Genomic DNA, 15,681 nt, shown 5'->3' with positions numbered 1-15,681 from the left:
ATTGCCAATCCCCCACCCGGAGTTCTCCATGTCGTCCGCGCTTTCCCGCCTGTCTGAACCCGCCCTGCTGAAGAGCCAGTCGTATATTGACGGTACCTGGGCCTCTGCGGCCGATGGCGCTACCTTTGCCGTCCACGACCCGGCAACCAACCAGGTGCTGGCGCAGGTCGCCAATCTCGGCCAGGCCGAAACCGCACAGGCCATCGCCGCAGCCGAGGCCGCGCTGCCTGCCTGGCGGGCCAAGACGGGCAAAGAACGCGCCAACCTGATGCGCCGCTGGTTCGATCTCATTACGGCGGCCACTGACGACCTCGCGATCATCATGACCGCCGAACAGGGCAAGCCGCTGCCCGAAGCCAAGGGCGAAGTCGCCTACGGCGCATCGTTCATCGAATGGTTTGCGGAAGAAGCCAAACGCGTCAGCGGCGATGTCATGTCGAGCACCTGGAGCGACAAGCGCATGGTGGTGCTCAAACAGCCGATCGGCGTGTGCGCTTCGATCACGCCGTGGAATTTCCCGATCGCGATGATTACCCGCAAGGTCGCGCCGGCCATGGCGGCCGGCTGCACCATCGTGGTCAAGCCGGCCGAGCAGACGCCACTCTCGGCGCTGGCACTAGCCGAGCTCGCGCATCGCGCCGGCATCCCGAAAGGCGTGATCAATATCGTGACCGGCGACAGCGAGCGCTCGATCGCCATCGGCAAGGCGCTGTGCGAATCGCCGGTGGTGCGCCACCTGTCGTTCACCGGCTCGACCCCAGTAGGTCGCATCCTCATGGAACAATGCGCGCCGACCGTCAAGAAGGTCGCGCTGGAACTTGGCGGCCATGCGCCGTTCATCGTGTTCGACGACGCCGATATCGATGCGGCAGTGGAAGGCGCAATCGCGTCGAAGTACCGCAATGCGGGCCAGACCTGCGTCTGCACCAACCGCTTCTACGCGCACGCCGACATCTACGACGAATTCGTCCGCAAGCTCGCCGCCAAGGCGGCGGAAATCACGGTGGGCAACGGCTTCGACACCGGCGTCAGCCAGGGCCCGCTGATCGACGACCAGGCGGTCGCCAAGGTGAAACAGCACATCGCCGATGCGCAGGCCAAGGGTGCCACCCTGCTGACCGGCGGCAGCGAGATCACCGGGCTGGGCACGGACCGCTTCATTGCCCCTACCGTGCTGGGCAACGCCACACCTGCCATGCTGATTGCCCGGGAGGAGACCTTCGGGCCGGTAGCGGCCGTGTTCAAGTTCCATGACGAAGCGGAAGTGGTGCGCCTCGCCAACGACACCGAATTCGGCCTGGCATCGTATTTCTACAGCCGCGACATCGGGCGCATCTGGCGCGTGGCGGAACAGCTGGAATACGGCATGGTGGGCATCAACACCGGCCTGATCTCCAATGAAGTCGCACCGTTCGGCGGCGTGAAGCAGTCCGGGCTGGGGCGCGAGGGTTCGGTCTACGGCATCGACGAATATCTCGAAATGAAATATCTCTGCATGGGCGGCATCTGAAGCCGGCGCGCGTCGGTACCGCTGCCCGGCAGGCCGGCGGTACCGGAGGCTTGCCGCCAACTGCCGGCCTGGCCTGCGTCGGCGCTCTCACAACACACTGAACCCATGCCCTCTCCCGCCTCGCTGCGCACGGCCGTTCCCATCCTGATCGGCGCGAGCCTGATGCTCAGCCTGAGCATGGGGCTGCGCCAGAGTCTCGGCATCTTTGTCCCGCCGGTGACGCGCGATCTCGGACTGTCGATTGCCGACATGACACTTGCGGTGGCCATCCAGAACGTCGCGTGGGGCGTGGTGCAGCCGTTCACCGGAGCACTGGTTGCGCGCCTTGGCTTCCGCCCCATCATGCTGACGGGCGCCCTCACTTATATCCTTGGTTTGCTGCTGATGTTCTGGGCCAATGGATTCCTGATGATCATGCTCGGCGCCGGGATCTGTATCGGCATTGCACTGGCTTGCCTCGCCAGTTCGATCTCGATGGCCGTCGCCTCGCGCGCGGTCAGCGGTGCCCACCGCAGCCTGGCGCTGGGCATGGTATCGGCGGCGGGCTCCCTGGGCGCGATGGTCGCGGCTCCCATTGGTCAGCTATTGATCCAGGGATTCGACTGGCGCATTGGCATCCTTGGCTTCGCCGTCCTGGCAGGCGGCCTGCTGCCGGCCGTGTGGCTGGCAGGGAAGGTGGACCGGCTACCCATCGCGCCGTTGGCGGGCAATGGCCTGCTCGGCGAGGGGCAGAACGGCGGCGAGATCATCCGGCGTGCGCTGCGGCACGGACCTTTCCTGATCATGGCGGGATCGTACTCAGTGTGCGGCATGCAGCTGGTCTTTCTGACCACGCACCTGCCGTCCTATCTCGAAATCTGCGGCATGGACCCCATGCTGAGCGCCCAGGCGCTGGGCCTGATCGGCGGCTTCAACATGCTGGGCAGCCTGTTCTATGGTTGGGCGGGCGGACGCTGGAACAAGCGGGCGCTGCTCGGCAAAATCTATATCCTGCGTTCGCTCACGCTCGCCGCCTATTTCGTGCTGCCAGCCACGCCGGCCAGCACCCTCCTGTTTGCTGCCATCATCGGTTTCTTGTGGTTTGGCGTGGTGCCATTGATCGCCGGCGCGATCTCGGACATGTTCGGCCTGCGCTGGCAGCCGATGCTCCAGGGCGTGGCCTTCCTCAGCCACCAGCTTGGCAGCTTCATCGGCGCCTATGGCGGCGGGCTTGTCTATGATCTGCTTGGGTCATACAACGTGGCTTGGAAAACCGGCGTGACGCTCGGGCTGATTGCCGGCATCGCGCAGCTCTGCTCGGCATGGCGGCGTCAGGATCCACCGCTGGCAGCAGCGCCTGCATGATCCGCTGCGCGGCGCGACCACGGTGTGACCATTGCGGTGCGATGACCACTGGGCCATGAAACGGTTCGAAAGCGGATGATCCCCGCCTGACTCACGAACCTGGTGGCACGCTTACACGCGGCCGAACCGGGAATTGCGCGGAAGATTGCACCGGCAGGCTGCCCAACCCCGGCCGCCTGCGCTAGAATACGCGCCACGCAGCTGAATATGGGGCTGAATGCGAATGCGCACCAAGCCTTCAAGCAGTTGCCGCAATGCGGGTGTAGTTCAATGGTAGAACGGCAGCTTCCCAAGCTTCATACGAGGGTTCGATTCCCTTCACCCGCTCCAGTTTCCTTCGCCGCCTTGGCGCTTTCCGGACCGTCCTGGAGCGTCGCCCCCCTTCCGTCGTTGGTCGTTGCCCCCAGCTACCCAGCCAGCCTCAGGGCGCGCCCTGGATCATCGCGGTCGCACCCTCGCCCAGCTCGTAGACCTTGCCTTCGGCGGTCGTGAGGTAATACATGCCATTCCAGGGATTCATGCGGATCGTGCCGTGCTCGATGCAGTCGTTCGAGGCACAGCCGGGCAGGCGCACGGTTGCATTCTCCGCCTTCCAGAAAAACGCTGTGACGCGCTGATGGCCAAACGTGCCGCCGATGACGAGCAGCGCGGCGCCCACCAGTAAAGCAATGCTTTTTTTCTTCATGCCGCTACCTGATGCCGGTCAATTTGCGTGAACGGCGCGCCGAGCGGCGTGCCTGCCGGTGAGTGATGATTGATGCGGGGTAGTTCCACATCTCCGCATCGAACGGCGGCAGGTACGTGATACAGCAATAAACATTCCCCTGCTTCCACGCATGGCCTGAGCACACTGTGAACAAGTGCAAGATCGCAACGGATTGTTAAATAAATTCACATTCTTGCGCAGCCATCGACGCAGCACATGGGTGATACGAAGTCATCTGGCATGCCGCGTAGAACTTACGATTTGTATTGCAAATTGCAAAATTTCCCACGCGGCCAGTGCAATATGGTGAATTTGTCATCAAAAGTTAAATTCGTTAACTCAGACAGAAATTTTCTTCAGTGGCATCTGCGCCATCGGCCTTCCACCATGCATAGGTCTGTGGCAGTGCGGTAGCCGCACACCAACGATTCAGCGAGAGGGGCGCATCCGGCCATAGAAGCCGGCATAGGTGTCTCGCTACGCCGCCACAGGCTTCCCGGCGGCCATGCGCATGTGCGCATGGCAGACGCCAGGGGTCACGGGAGAGAATCGTGCGGACGAGCATTCGAAACACTTCGAAACGCCATCTTTCATGGGCGCTGGCATTGGCAGCCGCGGCTGCAGTCATGGCATGCGGCGGCGGTGGCGGCGGTGGCAGCGGTGGCAGCGGTAGCGGATCATCCGCGAGCCTCTCGGGCGAGGCAGGCAACCTTCACGATCTGAGTGGTCAGGTGCGGTTTTCCACGACCGCGCCGCAGGCCGGCGAGATGCTGGAGATCCGCGGCGCCGGCCTCGAGCCGATTGCACTGCTCGACATCGCCGGCATCCGCCTGTCTCCCGAGAAACGTCGCGATGCCAATGGCGAGACCGTGCTGCGCGTCACTATGCCGCGCCTGACGCTGGCAGAAAACCAGCCGGTCAACGTCGTGGGCTACGGGGGTGACGGACAGGCCATGAAGCTGTCGAACAGCACATTCGCCTGGTGCCCCATCGGCATCGACCGTCTGTCAAGCGCTACGGCATCGCCGGGCATGGCGGTGGAGTTGAGCGGGGCATGCCTGGATCGTGCGACACAGGTCCGCTGGGGCGGCATGGACATTCCGATCCTGCGGCGTTCCGCACGTGGCGTCGTGATCGCCATCAACGCCACGCAAAGCGCCAGCTACCGGGTAGAACTCCGCACCGCCAGCGGCTTCGCGCTGAATGGGCCGACGCTCGACTTCAATGCAGGACTGGCCCCGGGATTGCGCATCGACCCGATGATCGGCCAGGTCAATCTGCTGCCGGCCGCGAGCCCTATGCTGCGCCTGATCCCCGGCAAGACGGCAATGGTCATGGCGCGTATCAGCCGCCCATACGGCGTGTCGGTATCGCGCGCCAGTGCCCGCGTCGAACTGCTGGACACGCTGGGCACCCGCTTTGCCACCTATCCGCTGCAGGGCGACGATGCGTTTCCCGATGTGCCGGGCGCCGACAATGCGATGGAGAACAACTACTTTGCCGTGATCCCGCCCGATCAGGTCGCCAATATCCGCACCGTGCGCATTGTCGCGGAGGATTCTGCCAGCAACCTGACACAGTCGGTGTCCTTCCAGCCGCCAGTCGCCCCGGGGACCAGCTTTCGACTGCACTTGGTGCCGATCGCCCGGCCGGGTGGCGCACCGGCCCCGCTGCCCAACCCGAACCGCGTGCAGGCGGTACTGTCCGCGATGTTCCCCGTCTCGCGCATCGAGGTCGTCGCGCATGCGCCCGTCACTTTCTCCGGCAGCAGCGATGCGTTCAGCCAGAAGGACCTGTTCGACCTGACGGCGCTGCGTGCACAAGAGGGTGCGCAGAGTTACGAGTTTTACTTCGGTGTCCAACCCGAGCCCCGCAATGCCGGGCTGGCCTATGTGGGCGGCACCACCGCCACCGGCTTCCACACCTGGCCGACCAATACCAGCACAGCGGGCCTGTTTGGCGGTGCTGACGCTGCGTTGATCACCGAACTGATTGCCCATGAAGTCGCGCACAACTTCGGCCGCACGCATACCTTCGAGGACAGCAGCTATCCGTACGCCAATGGGCGGCTTGGCACATACGCCGGCCTGAGCCTGTTCCAGAATAGTCCGGCGGCATTGCCCGGCTCGCAGTGGTATGACGTCATGTCGTACTCGGCGCCCAAGTGGTTCTCCGACTACAGCGCCTATGGCGTGCAGCGTGACGCCGAGCTGCGCGCCATCCGCTTGCCCACGGCGGGCGCGCTCGCTGGGCTTCGTTCGGACAGCACGCTGCAGGCCGTGGTGGCCCCGCTGCGATTGCTGGAAATCAGTGGCGACCCCGCAAGCGGCAATGTCAGCCTGCACAGCACGCTCGACCACACGGTGGATACGCTCGCGGCCCAGCCTGTGGCCGACGCCCTGCGCAGTGGCGTCAGCCAAAGCCTGTGGATCCGCATCGGCCTTGCCGACGGCAGCACACAATGGTTTGTGCCGACGCTGCGCAGTGTGTCCGATGGCGATGCCCAGGCGCTCACTGCGTCAGTGCATCTGCCGGCAGCCATGCAGATCGCCAGCGTCGCCCTGGTGCGCGACGGCTCCGTCGTCCGATCCTGGCCGCAGACGGGCGATACCGCCAGTACCGCGCCCACGGCCATGCTGCAAGAGAGCGCCGGACGCATCACCGTGCGCTGGGATCCGCAATACCGGCTGTCACTCGTGCATCTGTCGGCGCGCGGCGTGCGCACGGCGGTGGCGGTCAACCTGACCGGCGTCCAGGTCACGCTGAATGCCCCGCAGGAAGCCGGGGGCAGCTGGATGTGGAGCCTGACCGATGGCCTTGCCCTGCATCAGGGCAGCCAGAGCAGGACAGCAGGCATCTGAGCGTCGACGGGTCGGCAGCATAGCCTGCCGGCCACGATCACTTGGCGACGGGAATGACGGTCGACCGCGGTACCGGCACCGCGGTCACCGCATTTTGCGCCGAGCCGGAAATGATGCGATCGGAATAGGTGAGATAGACGAGGGTATTGCGCCGGGCATCGACGGTGCGCACCACGTGCAGGGCCTTGAAGATGACCGACATGCGTTCGGTGAACACTTCCTGCTGCTGCCGCAGGGGCTCGCGAAAACGTAGTTCGCCCACCTGGCGGCAGGCGATCGACGCCTCGTTCGGATCCTCGGCCAGGCCCACCGCACCCTTGATGCCGCCGGTCCGTGCACGCGACACATAGCAGGTCACACCTTCGACCAGCGGATCGTCATAGGCCTCGATCACCACGCGATCCGATCCGGTCAGCCGCCAGTTGGTGTTGACGCTGCCGATCTCTTCGGCGCGCGAGCAGGCGCTCAGCAGGGTACAGGCAGCAAGCGGCAGGAGCATCAGGCGTTTCATGGCAGCATGAGGCGAAGTTGGACGGTCGCCCATGGTAGCGGAATTCGCCGGCCTCCGGCTGGTACAATCCGGCCTCATTCGATTGCCTGCGCGCCATGCGTCCTGCCAGTGGTCCCGGATCCATCCGGGCTGCCCTCAAGGACGCGATTGTCCGCGCCAGCCCTGACACGCTGCTTCGCACGCCCGATTGCCATGCATTCTTCCGATCATCCCGACGCGCCGCCATCCCAGGATCACCCTGCCACGCCCGGCGGCGAAGCCGACGCGCGCCGCAGCCCGGCGGATGCCGCCCAGCCGGACACGACACAGCATCGCCGCATCCGCTCCTTTGTGCGGCGCGCTGGCCGCACCTCCGTGGCCCAGCAACGCGCACGCGACACGCTCGGCCCGCGCTTCCAGCTGCCCTATGCCGAAGCGCCGCTGGACTGGGAAGCCGCCTTCGGTCGCAGCGGTGCGCCGCGCATCCTGGAAATCGGCTTCGGCATGGGCGAGACGACAGCGCATATCGCCACGATCCGTCCCGCTGATGATTTTCTTGGCGTGGAAGTCCACGAGCCGGGCGTCGGCGCCCTGCTCAAGCGCATCGGCGAACAGGAGTTGACCAACCTCCGCATCATTTCGCACGATGCGGTCGAAGTCATCGACCACATGCTGCCGCCGGGTACGCTCGACGGCATCCATATCTTTTTCCCGGATCCCTGGCACAAGAAGAAGCACAACAAGCGTCGCCTCATCCAGACGCCGTTCGTCAGCCGCCTCGCGGCGCGCCTGCGGCCCGGGGGCTACCTGCATTGCGCCACGGACTGGGAAGACTACGCGGTCCAGATGCTCGAAGTCCTGAGCGCCGAACCCACGCTCGAGAATACCGCCGCCGGTTACGCGCCGCGCCCGGACTACCGCCCCGTCACCAAGTTCGAGAACCGCGGCCTGCGGCTGGGGCATGGCGTGTGGGACCTGGTGTTCCGCAAGCGCGTGGCCTGAGCCTGACACTGGCAACCGGGCGCTCGCCCGGTTGCGTCGAACGGGGGATCGACTGCCACGGGGTTGGCAAAGCGTGGCCCGGCAGTACGCACATGCCGGTGACACGGCTCCCTGAAATGGATCGCGGCAAACCCAGCGTCCGCCAATAGCCGCTCCCCTTGCGACAATCCGTCGCATTGCAATCAATAATGAGAACGGTTATCATAATCATCGCCTTTCCGGCCTGAGTCCGCTCACGGCTGGATTCGGCAGCCGTTCGCCGCGACTGTATGGTGCGGCTTCGTTTTGACTTCCTCGCGATTCTGTTTCGAGGCACGCGCGCAAGCGGGCCCGGGTCATTGTGCCCGCCAGCCGATCCTGCGGTGCAGGCTTCAGCGTTTTTTCAGGCACCTTAGCACCACACGGGTTGATGGCTACCACACCGAATCCTGCCAGCCGGTCGTTCTGGCTCAAGCACCTGCACCAATGGCACTGGATCAGTTCCGCGATCTGCCTGATCGGCATGCTGCTGTTCGCCGCCACCGGCATCACCCTCAACCATGCCGCGCAGATCGAGGCCAAACCCGCCGTTGAAACCGTGCGCAACACGCTGCCACCAGCGCTGCTGACCCAACTCGAAGGCCTGCACAACGACGGCAAGGACGCCAAGGCCCCACTGCCTGCTGCGCTAGATGACTGGCTGACCCGGCAGATGGCGGTTAGCGCGGACGGTCGCGATGCCGAGTGGTCCGGCGACGAAATCTACCTGTCGCTGCCACGTCCTGGCGGCGACGCCTGGCTGTCGATCGACCGCGAGAGCGGCGAGGTGACGCACGAGATCACTCGGCGCGGCTGGATCTCCTACCTGAACGACCTGCACAAGGGCCGCAACACGGGCACGGCCTGGAGCTGGTTCATCGACATCTTTGCCGTCGCCTGCCTGGTGTTCTGTATCACCGGCCTGTTCCTGCTGCACTTCCACGCCGGCAAGCGGCCTGCCACCTGGCCTTTGGTGGCGCTGGGGCTGGCGGCTCCGCTCGTGCTGGCCATCCTGTTTATTCACTGAAGAGGTTCATGATGAGGTTCAATAAGCACGCATGGCTTCCCGCTGCCCTGCCCGGCCTGCTCACCGGCATCGCCGCCGGCCCGGCAAGCGCCGCGGACATGAATGTCAAGGTCGAGATCCCGCGGCTCAACGTCGCCGAATACCACCGCCCGTACGTCGCGATCTGGGTCGAGCGCCCGGACCAGAGCGTGGCTGCCAACCTGGCCGTGTGGTACGACACCAAGCTCAAGGACAACGAAGGCACCAAGTGGCTGAAGGACATGCGCCAGTGGTGGCGCAAGAGCGGCCGCGAACAGCAGATGCCGCTCGACGGCGTGAGTGGCGCGACGCGCCCGGTCGGCGAGCACAGCCTGAGTTTCAGCGATGGCAAGGCACCGCTCGGCAAGCTGCCGGCTGGCAAATACCAGCTGGTGGTCGAAGCTGCACGTGAAGTCGGCGGCCGCGAACTCGTGAAGGTGCCCTTCGAATGGCCGCCCAAGTCCGCCCAGAACCAGAAAGTGAAAGGCGAGCACGAGCTCGGCACGATCACGCTCGACCTCAAACCATAACGATCCAGCAGAGGAGTTCCATCATGAAAACGAAACTGACCGCACTCGTGCTTGCCGCTTCCTTTGCCGCCGCCCTGCCGCTGTCCGCCCATGCGCACCGCGCCTGGATGCTGCCGTCGGCGACCGTGATCTCGGGCAACAATGCCTGGGTGACAGTAGACGGCGCGATCTCCAACGACCTGTTCTACTTCGAACACCATCCGCTGCGCCTCGAGAATCTGGCGGTGACCGCCCCGGATGGCACGCCGGCCAGGGCCGAGAACACCAGCACCGGCCGCTACCGCAGCACCTTCGACGTGCAACTCGCCAAGCCAGGCACGTACAAGATGGCCGTGGTCAATAACGGCCTGATGGCCAGCTACAAGGAAAACGGTCAGACCAAGCGCTGGCGCGGCACGGCGGAAAGCTTCGCCAGGGAAGTGCCGGCCAATGCCGAAGACCTGCGCGTCACCCAGTCGCAGGGTCGTATCGAAACCTTCGTGACGGCCGGCAAACCCACCACCACGGTGCTCAAGCCCACCGGCAGCGGCCTGGAACTGGCTCCGGTGACGCACCCGAACGACCTGTTCGTCGGCGATGCCGCAACCTTCCAGATGCTGCTGGACGGCAAGCCCGCTGCCAACCTCGACGTGAGCGTGGTGCCCGCGGGCGTGCGCTATCGCGACAAGCTGAACGACATGACGCTCAAGACCAATGCCGAAGGCAAGTTCTCGGTGAAGTGGACGCAGCCCGGCATGTGGTTCATCGAGGCCGACGTACGCGATAACAAGACCGCCCTGCCGCAAGCCAAGGAACGCCGTGCCAGCTACGCTGCGACGTTCGAAGTGCTGCCGCAGTAAGCATATCGGCAACTGCAACCAGGTCCGCCCATGATGCCCACTGCATCCCGCCGCGTCCTGGTACCGCTGGACCTGCCGCCGGCCGCAGTGCCGGACGGTACAGTCCAGTCGCTGCACGGCGCGACCATGGGTACCAGCTGGAGCGCCCGTCTGGTCACCGATGCGGCACGGCTGCCTGAACTCCATCACGTCATCCAGTCCGCACTGGATGACGTCGTGGCGCAGATGAGCCACTGGGAAGCCGGCTCCGACCTGGGCCGCTTCAATCGCGCCCTCCCGGGCACATGGCAGGTGCTGCCGGAAGCGTTTTTCACCGTGCTCGACTGTGCCATCGCCATCGCACGCGACAGTGCCGGTGCGTACGATCCGACCATCGGCACGCTGGTCGACCTGTGGGGCTTCGGGCCACGCGGAGCACAGGCGCCGGTCACCGCCCCGCCATCCGGGGCGGCCATCCGTCGGGCGCGCGCCACATGCGGCTGGCAGCGCATCACACTCGATCACGCCACACGCCGTGTACAACAGCCAGGCGGCCTCGCGCTCGATTTTTCTTCCATCGCCAAGGGCTTCGGCGTCGATCATGCTGCGCAGGCGCTCGAACGGGCAGGCGTGCGCAGCTACCTGCTGGAAGTCGGCGGCGAGTTGCGTGGCCTCGGGGCAAAGCCCGACGGTATGCCGTGGTGGGTGGAACTCGAACGTCCGCCGCACGATGCATGTACGACATCATCCACCGCACCCGACACGCGGGATGCGCCTGTTGATGTTGTCGCACTGCACGGCCTGTCGGTAGCAACATCCGGTGACTACCGCCGCTATTTCGAACATGACGGCGTGCGCTACGCGCATACGCTCGACCCGCGCACCGGCTATCCGGTGCAGCACACAGCATCGGTCACCGTCCTGCACGCCTCGTGCATGGTGGCCGACGCACTGGCGACGCTGCTGACCGTACTCGGACCGGACGCCGCGCCGGCCTACGCGGAGCGGTGCGGGCTCGCCGCACGCATGCTGTACCTTACCCCCACGGGCATGCGCGAATCCTGCTCATCGGCCTTCACCGACATGCTCACATGACTGCCGCCCAACCCGCCCGCCTGTTCACCATTCCGCGGCTACTCCTGATCGTTGTGCTGGTCCTGTCCGTTGCCTTGCTGGCCCAGCCGCAATGGCTTGGGACACCCACGGCGCGCAGCGCTGTCGCCGGACTCATCACGCTGCTCTGGCTAGCCTTTGCCGGCACGACATGGCTGCGTCACCGGCGCGCACAACGCGCGCTGGAAGCCGCGATGCGCGGTGAAGCCGGCGCCACCATCGTGGCCTACGCCAGCCAAACCGGCCAAGCCGAGCGCTATGCCGAGCAGACGGCCGAGGCGCTGCGCGCAGCCGGTACATCCGTGCGCCTGCTGCCGCTCTCGCGTCTCGATGCCGAGACGCTCGCGCAGACGCCCCGCGCGCTCTTCATCGCCAGCACGACCGGCGAAGGCGACGCGCCGGATAACGCCAGCGGCTTCGTCCGTCACCTGATGGCGAGCAGCCCGCCGCTACCGTATCTCGCGCATCTCGACTATGGCGTGCTCGCCCTGGGCGACCGCAGCTACAGCGACTACTGCGGGTTCGGTCATGCACTTGACCGCTGGCTGCGCCACCAACATGCACAGCCATTGTTCGACATCATCGAAGTCGACAACGGCGATACCGGCGCACTACGCCACTGGCAGCACCAGCTCGGCGTGCTCACCGGGCAAGCGTCGATGCAGGACTGGAGTACGCCTCACTATGCGCGCTGGCATCTGGCCGGGCGAACCTTGCTGAATGCCGGGAGCCCGGGTGCGCCAGCGTTTCATATCGTACTCAAGCCGCTGGACGGTACGCTCGACTGGCAGGCGGGCGATATCGCCGAGATCGGCCCGTGCAACGCGCCACATGCCGTAACAGAGACATTGCTGGCGCTCGGCGCGGACGGCGACGCAACGGTGACGGCCGATGGCCAGACCTTGCGCCTTGCCGACCTGCTGGCACGCTGCCAACTCCCAGCAGCAGATACATGCACGACACTGCGCGCCATCCCGGCACAGGCACTGGCGGAACAACTCGCCCGGCTGCCGCACCGCGAATACTCGATTGCCTCGCTGCCCGCAGACGGGCAACTGGAGCTGCTGGTGCGCCGCATGGCCTATCCGGACGGCACGCCCGGCGTCGGTTCCGGCTGGCTGACGCAGCATGCGGCACCAGGGTCGGAAATCGCGCTGCGCATCCGCACCAATCGCAACTTCCATACGCCGCCGGACGACCGCCCCCTGATCCTGATCGGTAACGGCACAGGGCTTGCCGGCCTGCGTGCGCACCTGAAGGCGCGCGCCTTGGCCGGGCACCATCGTAACTGGCTGTTGTTCGGCGAACGGACGGCGGCGCACGACCAGTTCTTCGCCGAAGAACTGCAGGCATGGCAGGCGCAGGGCGTCCTGCAGCGTGTCGACCTCGCCTTCTCCCGCGATACCGGCGGTCACCGCTACGTGCAGGACTGCGTGCAGGCCGCCGCCGCGGACTTGCGCGCCTGGGTCGCGGCAGGCGCCGCCATCTATGTCTGCGGCAGCCTGCAGGGCATGGCCAGCGGCGTGGACCACGCCCTGCACGACGCCCTGGGCACTGCAACCGTCGAGACGCTGGCGGATACCGGCCGTTACCGCCGCGACGTGTACTGATCTGTTCACCGGCCGGAGGCTGGCGGCACGTACGGATCACGCCCTGCCAGTATGCGGCCGCCACTGCGGGGACCATTGCGGGGACCATTGCGGACACGGACAAATCGGCCTGGCATGCGGCGCCCCAGCCGGGCTATCGCCTCAGACGGCCTGCGTGTCAGGTGATGCGCCCACGCAACATTCCCCATTCGCCCTCTGGAATTTTATTAAATGCGAATGATTTCCATTTGCCTTAGTGTTTTCATTGGACTACGATAGGGTCCGCGCGGAGCTGTGCGGCCACGGACGCTTAGCACGTCGCCGGCCGGGTGGACTGAGCCCCTGCCCTCCGCCGCCACAACCTAAAGGGAGTTTTTCTAGTGAACCGTAGTCACCACTCGTCGATGCGACTGAGTCCGCTGGCCGCCGCCCTGTGCGGCGCGCTGGCGGCCATGGCCGCGCATAGCGCCACTGCCCAAACCACCCAGGCTGCCCCGGCCGCTTCCGCCAGCGCCGCGCCGGTGCAACTCGAAGCCGTTACCGTGCAAGGCACGCGCGACAGCTACAAGGTCGAGGACGCCACCTCGCCCAAGTTCACCGCGCCGCTGCTCGACACGCCGAAATCGGTCACCGTGATTCCTTCCGAAGTGATTCGCCAGACCGGCGCCAGCACGCTGCAGGAAGCACTGCGCACCACGCCGGGCATCACCTTCGGCGCCGGCGAAGGCGGCAACCCGATCGGCGACCGGCCGTTCATCCGCGGCTTCGACTCGATGGCCGATATCTTCACCGACGGCGTGCGTGACGCCGGTTCGCAGACCCGCGAGTCGTTCAACATCGAACGCGTGGAAGTCATCAAGGGCCCCAGCTCCGCCTTCGGCGGCCGCGGCTCGGTCGGCGGCGCCATTAACCTGGTGACCAAGCAGCCGACCAAGGAAACCTTCGCCAGCGGCTCGGTGGCCCTCGGCACGGACAGCTACAAGCGCGCCACCGTGGACGGCAACTACCTCGTCAACGACAACGTGGCGTTCCGCATCAACGCCATGGCGCATGACCAGAACATTCCGGGCCGCGATGCCGTGGACCTGAGCAAGTGGGGCATCGCGCCCTCGGTGACTTTCGGCCTGAACTCGCCGACGCGCGTCACGCTCAGTTACTACCACATGCAGTCCGACGGCATGCCGGACTACAGCATTCCCTACCGTAACAGCGGTGCAGCCCGCACCAAGGCCAATCCCGACGGCCCGGCCGACGTCAACCGCAACAACTTCTACGGCCTGAAGAACCGCGACTTCCAGAAGAACGAAGTCGATATCGCCACGGCCCAGATCCAGCACGACTTCGGCAATGGCCTGATGCTGCGCAACACCACGCGCTACGGCCGTTCGACCAACGACTACATTGTCACCAACCCGGACGACAGCGCAGGCAACGTCCCGCGCGGCATGGTCTGGCGCAATACCAAGTCGCGCGACTCGGTGAATACCACGCTGGTCAACCAGACTGACGTGATGGCCGAGTTCAGCACTGGCGCGGTCAAGCATAACTTCGTCGCCGGCGTGGAGTTCTCGCGTGAGGAAACCGACAACGACCCGTACACCGTTGCCACCGGCAACCGCGATTGCCGCCTCGAGCCAGCGACCTCGTTCAACTGCACGAGCCTGCTCAACCCGAATCCGAACGATCCGTGGGTTGGCAGCATCCGCAAGCTGGGCAACACCACGGCGGCCAAAACGACCACGCGCTCGGTCTACGCCTTCGACACCATGGAGTTCAACAAGCAGTGGTCGCTGAACCTCGGTGTCCGCTATGACAGCTACTCCACCTCGGTCAACACGCCTCGCTATGTGAACGCCTCGGGCGCCACCGTCGCCGCTACCTCACTGCATAACGACTCCAGCTTCTTCAACTACCAGGCCGGCGTGGTGTACAAGCCGTTGCCCAACGGCAGCGTGTACGTGAACTACGCAACCGCTTCGACACCCTCGGGCCAGACCGTGAGCGATGGCGCGGACAACCTCAGCGCCACCAACCAGGATCTCGATCCGGAACGCAGCCGTGCGCTCGAACTGGGCACCAAGTGGGATCTGCTGGATGGCAAGCTGTCGCTGACCGGTGCAATCTTCCAGATCAAGAAGAGCAATGCGCGCGTGCAGGTGGATGCAAACACCTACGCCCTCGCCGGCAAGCAGGAAGTCAAAGGCTTTGAGATCGGCTTCGCGGGCCACATCACCGACAAGTGGGGCGTGTTCGGCGGCTATACCCGCCTGGACAGCAAGCTGAAGAACAACGGCACCTACGGTACCAACGCCAACAACGACGGCAACCGGTTCCCGAATACGCCGAAAGATGCCTTTAGCCTGTGGACGACCTATCAGCTACTGCCTAAGCTGACGCTTGGCGCGGGTGCCTTCTATGTATCGAAAGTCTATGGCAACCCCGCGAACACGCTGTACATCCCGTCGTATACGCGTTTTGACGCCATGGCCGCATATACTGTCAACAAGAACCTGTCGCTGCAGCTGAATGTGCAGAACCTGACAGACAAGACCTACTACACCAAGGCCTATGGCAACCATTACGCCGCGTTGGGTGAAGGCCGGTCAGCCATCGTGACGGCGAACTGGCGCTTCTGAACAGCGCTGGCACCTGTGA

Annotated in this window: 12 protein-coding genes and 1 tRNA gene; 11 read left to right on the top strand and 2 right to left on the bottom strand. The window is 65.0% G+C overall.

What is annotated here, in order from left to right; all coding sequences use genetic code 11:
• Window positions 1–28 precede the first annotated feature (28 nt).
• The 3 genes from ACQ3C8_RS03310 to ACQ3C8_RS03300 all read left to right on the top strand — a co-directional run bounded on the left by ACQ3C8_RS03310 (window position 29) and on the right by ACQ3C8_RS03300 (window position 3,184).
• A complete protein-coding gene (locus tag ACQ3C8_RS03310; RefSeq protein ID WP_428852454.1) occupies window positions 29–1,510 on the top strand; it encodes an NAD-dependent succinate-semialdehyde dehydrogenase in 1,482 nt (493 codons plus the stop codon).
• A gap of 105 nt (window positions 1,511–1,615) precedes the next feature.
• Complete coding sequence (locus ACQ3C8_RS03305; RefSeq protein WP_428852453.1) at window positions 1,616–2,854, top strand: MFS transporter; 1,239 nt, start codon at window positions 1,616–1,618, stop codon at window positions 2,852–2,854.
• 256 nt (window positions 2,855–3,110) lie between these two features.
• Window positions 3,111–3,184: transfer RNA gene (locus ACQ3C8_RS03300), tRNA-Gly, on the top strand.
• Window positions 3,185–3,275: 91 nt separating this feature from the next.
• Here ACQ3C8_RS03300 and ACQ3C8_RS03295 read toward each other — a convergent pair.
• The gene (locus ACQ3C8_RS03295; RefSeq protein WP_009521508.1) at window positions 3,276–3,539 is read right to left on the bottom strand and encodes a hypothetical protein; all 264 of its coding nucleotides are present in this window, start codon (window positions 3,537–3,539) and stop codon (window positions 3,276–3,278) included.
• 626 nt (window positions 3,540–4,165) lie between these two features.
• Between ACQ3C8_RS03295 and ACQ3C8_RS03290 the strand changes: the two genes are divergently transcribed.
• A complete protein-coding gene (locus tag ACQ3C8_RS03290) occupies window positions 4,166–6,421 on the top strand; it encodes a M12 family metallo-peptidase (protein ID WP_428852452.1) in 2,256 nt (751 codons plus the stop codon).
• Between the two features lie 37 nt (window positions 6,422–6,458).
• Here the strand turns inward: ACQ3C8_RS03290 and ACQ3C8_RS03285 are convergent, their stop codons facing one another.
• Window positions 6,459–6,932: a CreA family protein gene (locus ACQ3C8_RS03285; RefSeq protein WP_009521506.1), complete on the bottom strand. Its 474-nt coding sequence runs from the start codon at window positions 6,930–6,932 to the stop codon at window positions 6,459–6,461.
• A gap of 192 nt (window positions 6,933–7,124) precedes the next feature.
• On the opposite strand from ACQ3C8_RS03285, the gene trmB reads away from it, so the two are divergent.
• The 7 genes from trmB to ACQ3C8_RS03250 all read left to right on the top strand — a co-directional run bounded on the left by trmB (window position 7,125) and on the right by ACQ3C8_RS03250 (window position 15,662).
• A complete protein-coding gene (gene trmB / locus ACQ3C8_RS03280) occupies window positions 7,125–7,913 on the top strand; it encodes a tRNA (guanosine(46)-N7)-methyltransferase TrmB (protein WP_428852451.1) in 789 nt (262 codons plus the stop codon).
• Between the two features lie 409 nt (window positions 7,914–8,322).
• Window positions 8,323–8,958: a PepSY-associated TM helix domain-containing protein gene (locus ACQ3C8_RS03275; protein ID WP_009521504.1), complete on the top strand. Its 636-nt coding sequence runs from the start codon at window positions 8,323–8,325 to the stop codon at window positions 8,956–8,958.
• An 11-nt stretch (window positions 8,959–8,969) separates the two neighbouring features.
• Window positions 8,970–9,506 (top strand): DUF2271 domain-containing protein, encoded by a 537-nt coding sequence (locus ACQ3C8_RS03270; RefSeq protein WP_428853021.1) that lies wholly within the window; start codon window positions 8,970–8,972, stop codon window positions 9,504–9,506.
• Between the two features lie 23 nt (window positions 9,507–9,529).
• Window positions 9,530–10,345 (top strand): DUF4198 domain-containing protein, encoded by an 816-nt coding sequence (locus ACQ3C8_RS03265; RefSeq protein ID WP_428852450.1) that lies wholly within the window; start codon window positions 9,530–9,532, stop codon window positions 10,343–10,345.
• A 30-nt stretch (window positions 10,346–10,375) separates the two neighbouring features.
• The gene (locus ACQ3C8_RS03260) at window positions 10,376–11,419 is read left to right on the top strand and encodes an FAD:protein FMN transferase (protein ID WP_428852449.1); all 1,044 of its coding nucleotides are present in this window, start codon (window positions 10,376–10,378) and stop codon (window positions 11,417–11,419) included.
• Window positions 11,416–13,047 (top strand): flavodoxin domain-containing protein, encoded by a 1,632-nt coding sequence (locus ACQ3C8_RS03255; protein WP_428852448.1) that lies wholly within the window; start codon window positions 11,416–11,418, stop codon window positions 13,045–13,047. Before ACQ3C8_RS03260 ends, ACQ3C8_RS03255 begins: the two co-directional genes overlap by 4 nt.
• A gap of 383 nt (window positions 13,048–13,430) precedes the next feature.
• Window positions 13,431–15,662: a TonB-dependent receptor gene (locus ACQ3C8_RS03250; protein WP_428852447.1), complete on the top strand. Its 2,232-nt coding sequence runs from the start codon at window positions 13,431–13,433 to the stop codon at window positions 15,660–15,662.
• Window positions 15,663–15,681 lie beyond the last annotated feature (19 nt).

Origin of the sequence: Imbroritus primus (assembly GCF_964332355.1) — a bacterium.
In the GTDB taxonomy this organism is placed as follows: Bacteria; Pseudomonadota; Gammaproteobacteria; order Burkholderiales; family Burkholderiaceae; genus Imbroritus; species Imbroritus primus.
Note: the sequence above shows the minus strand (reverse complement) of the source record. Positions and strands in the feature narration are given on the sequence as shown.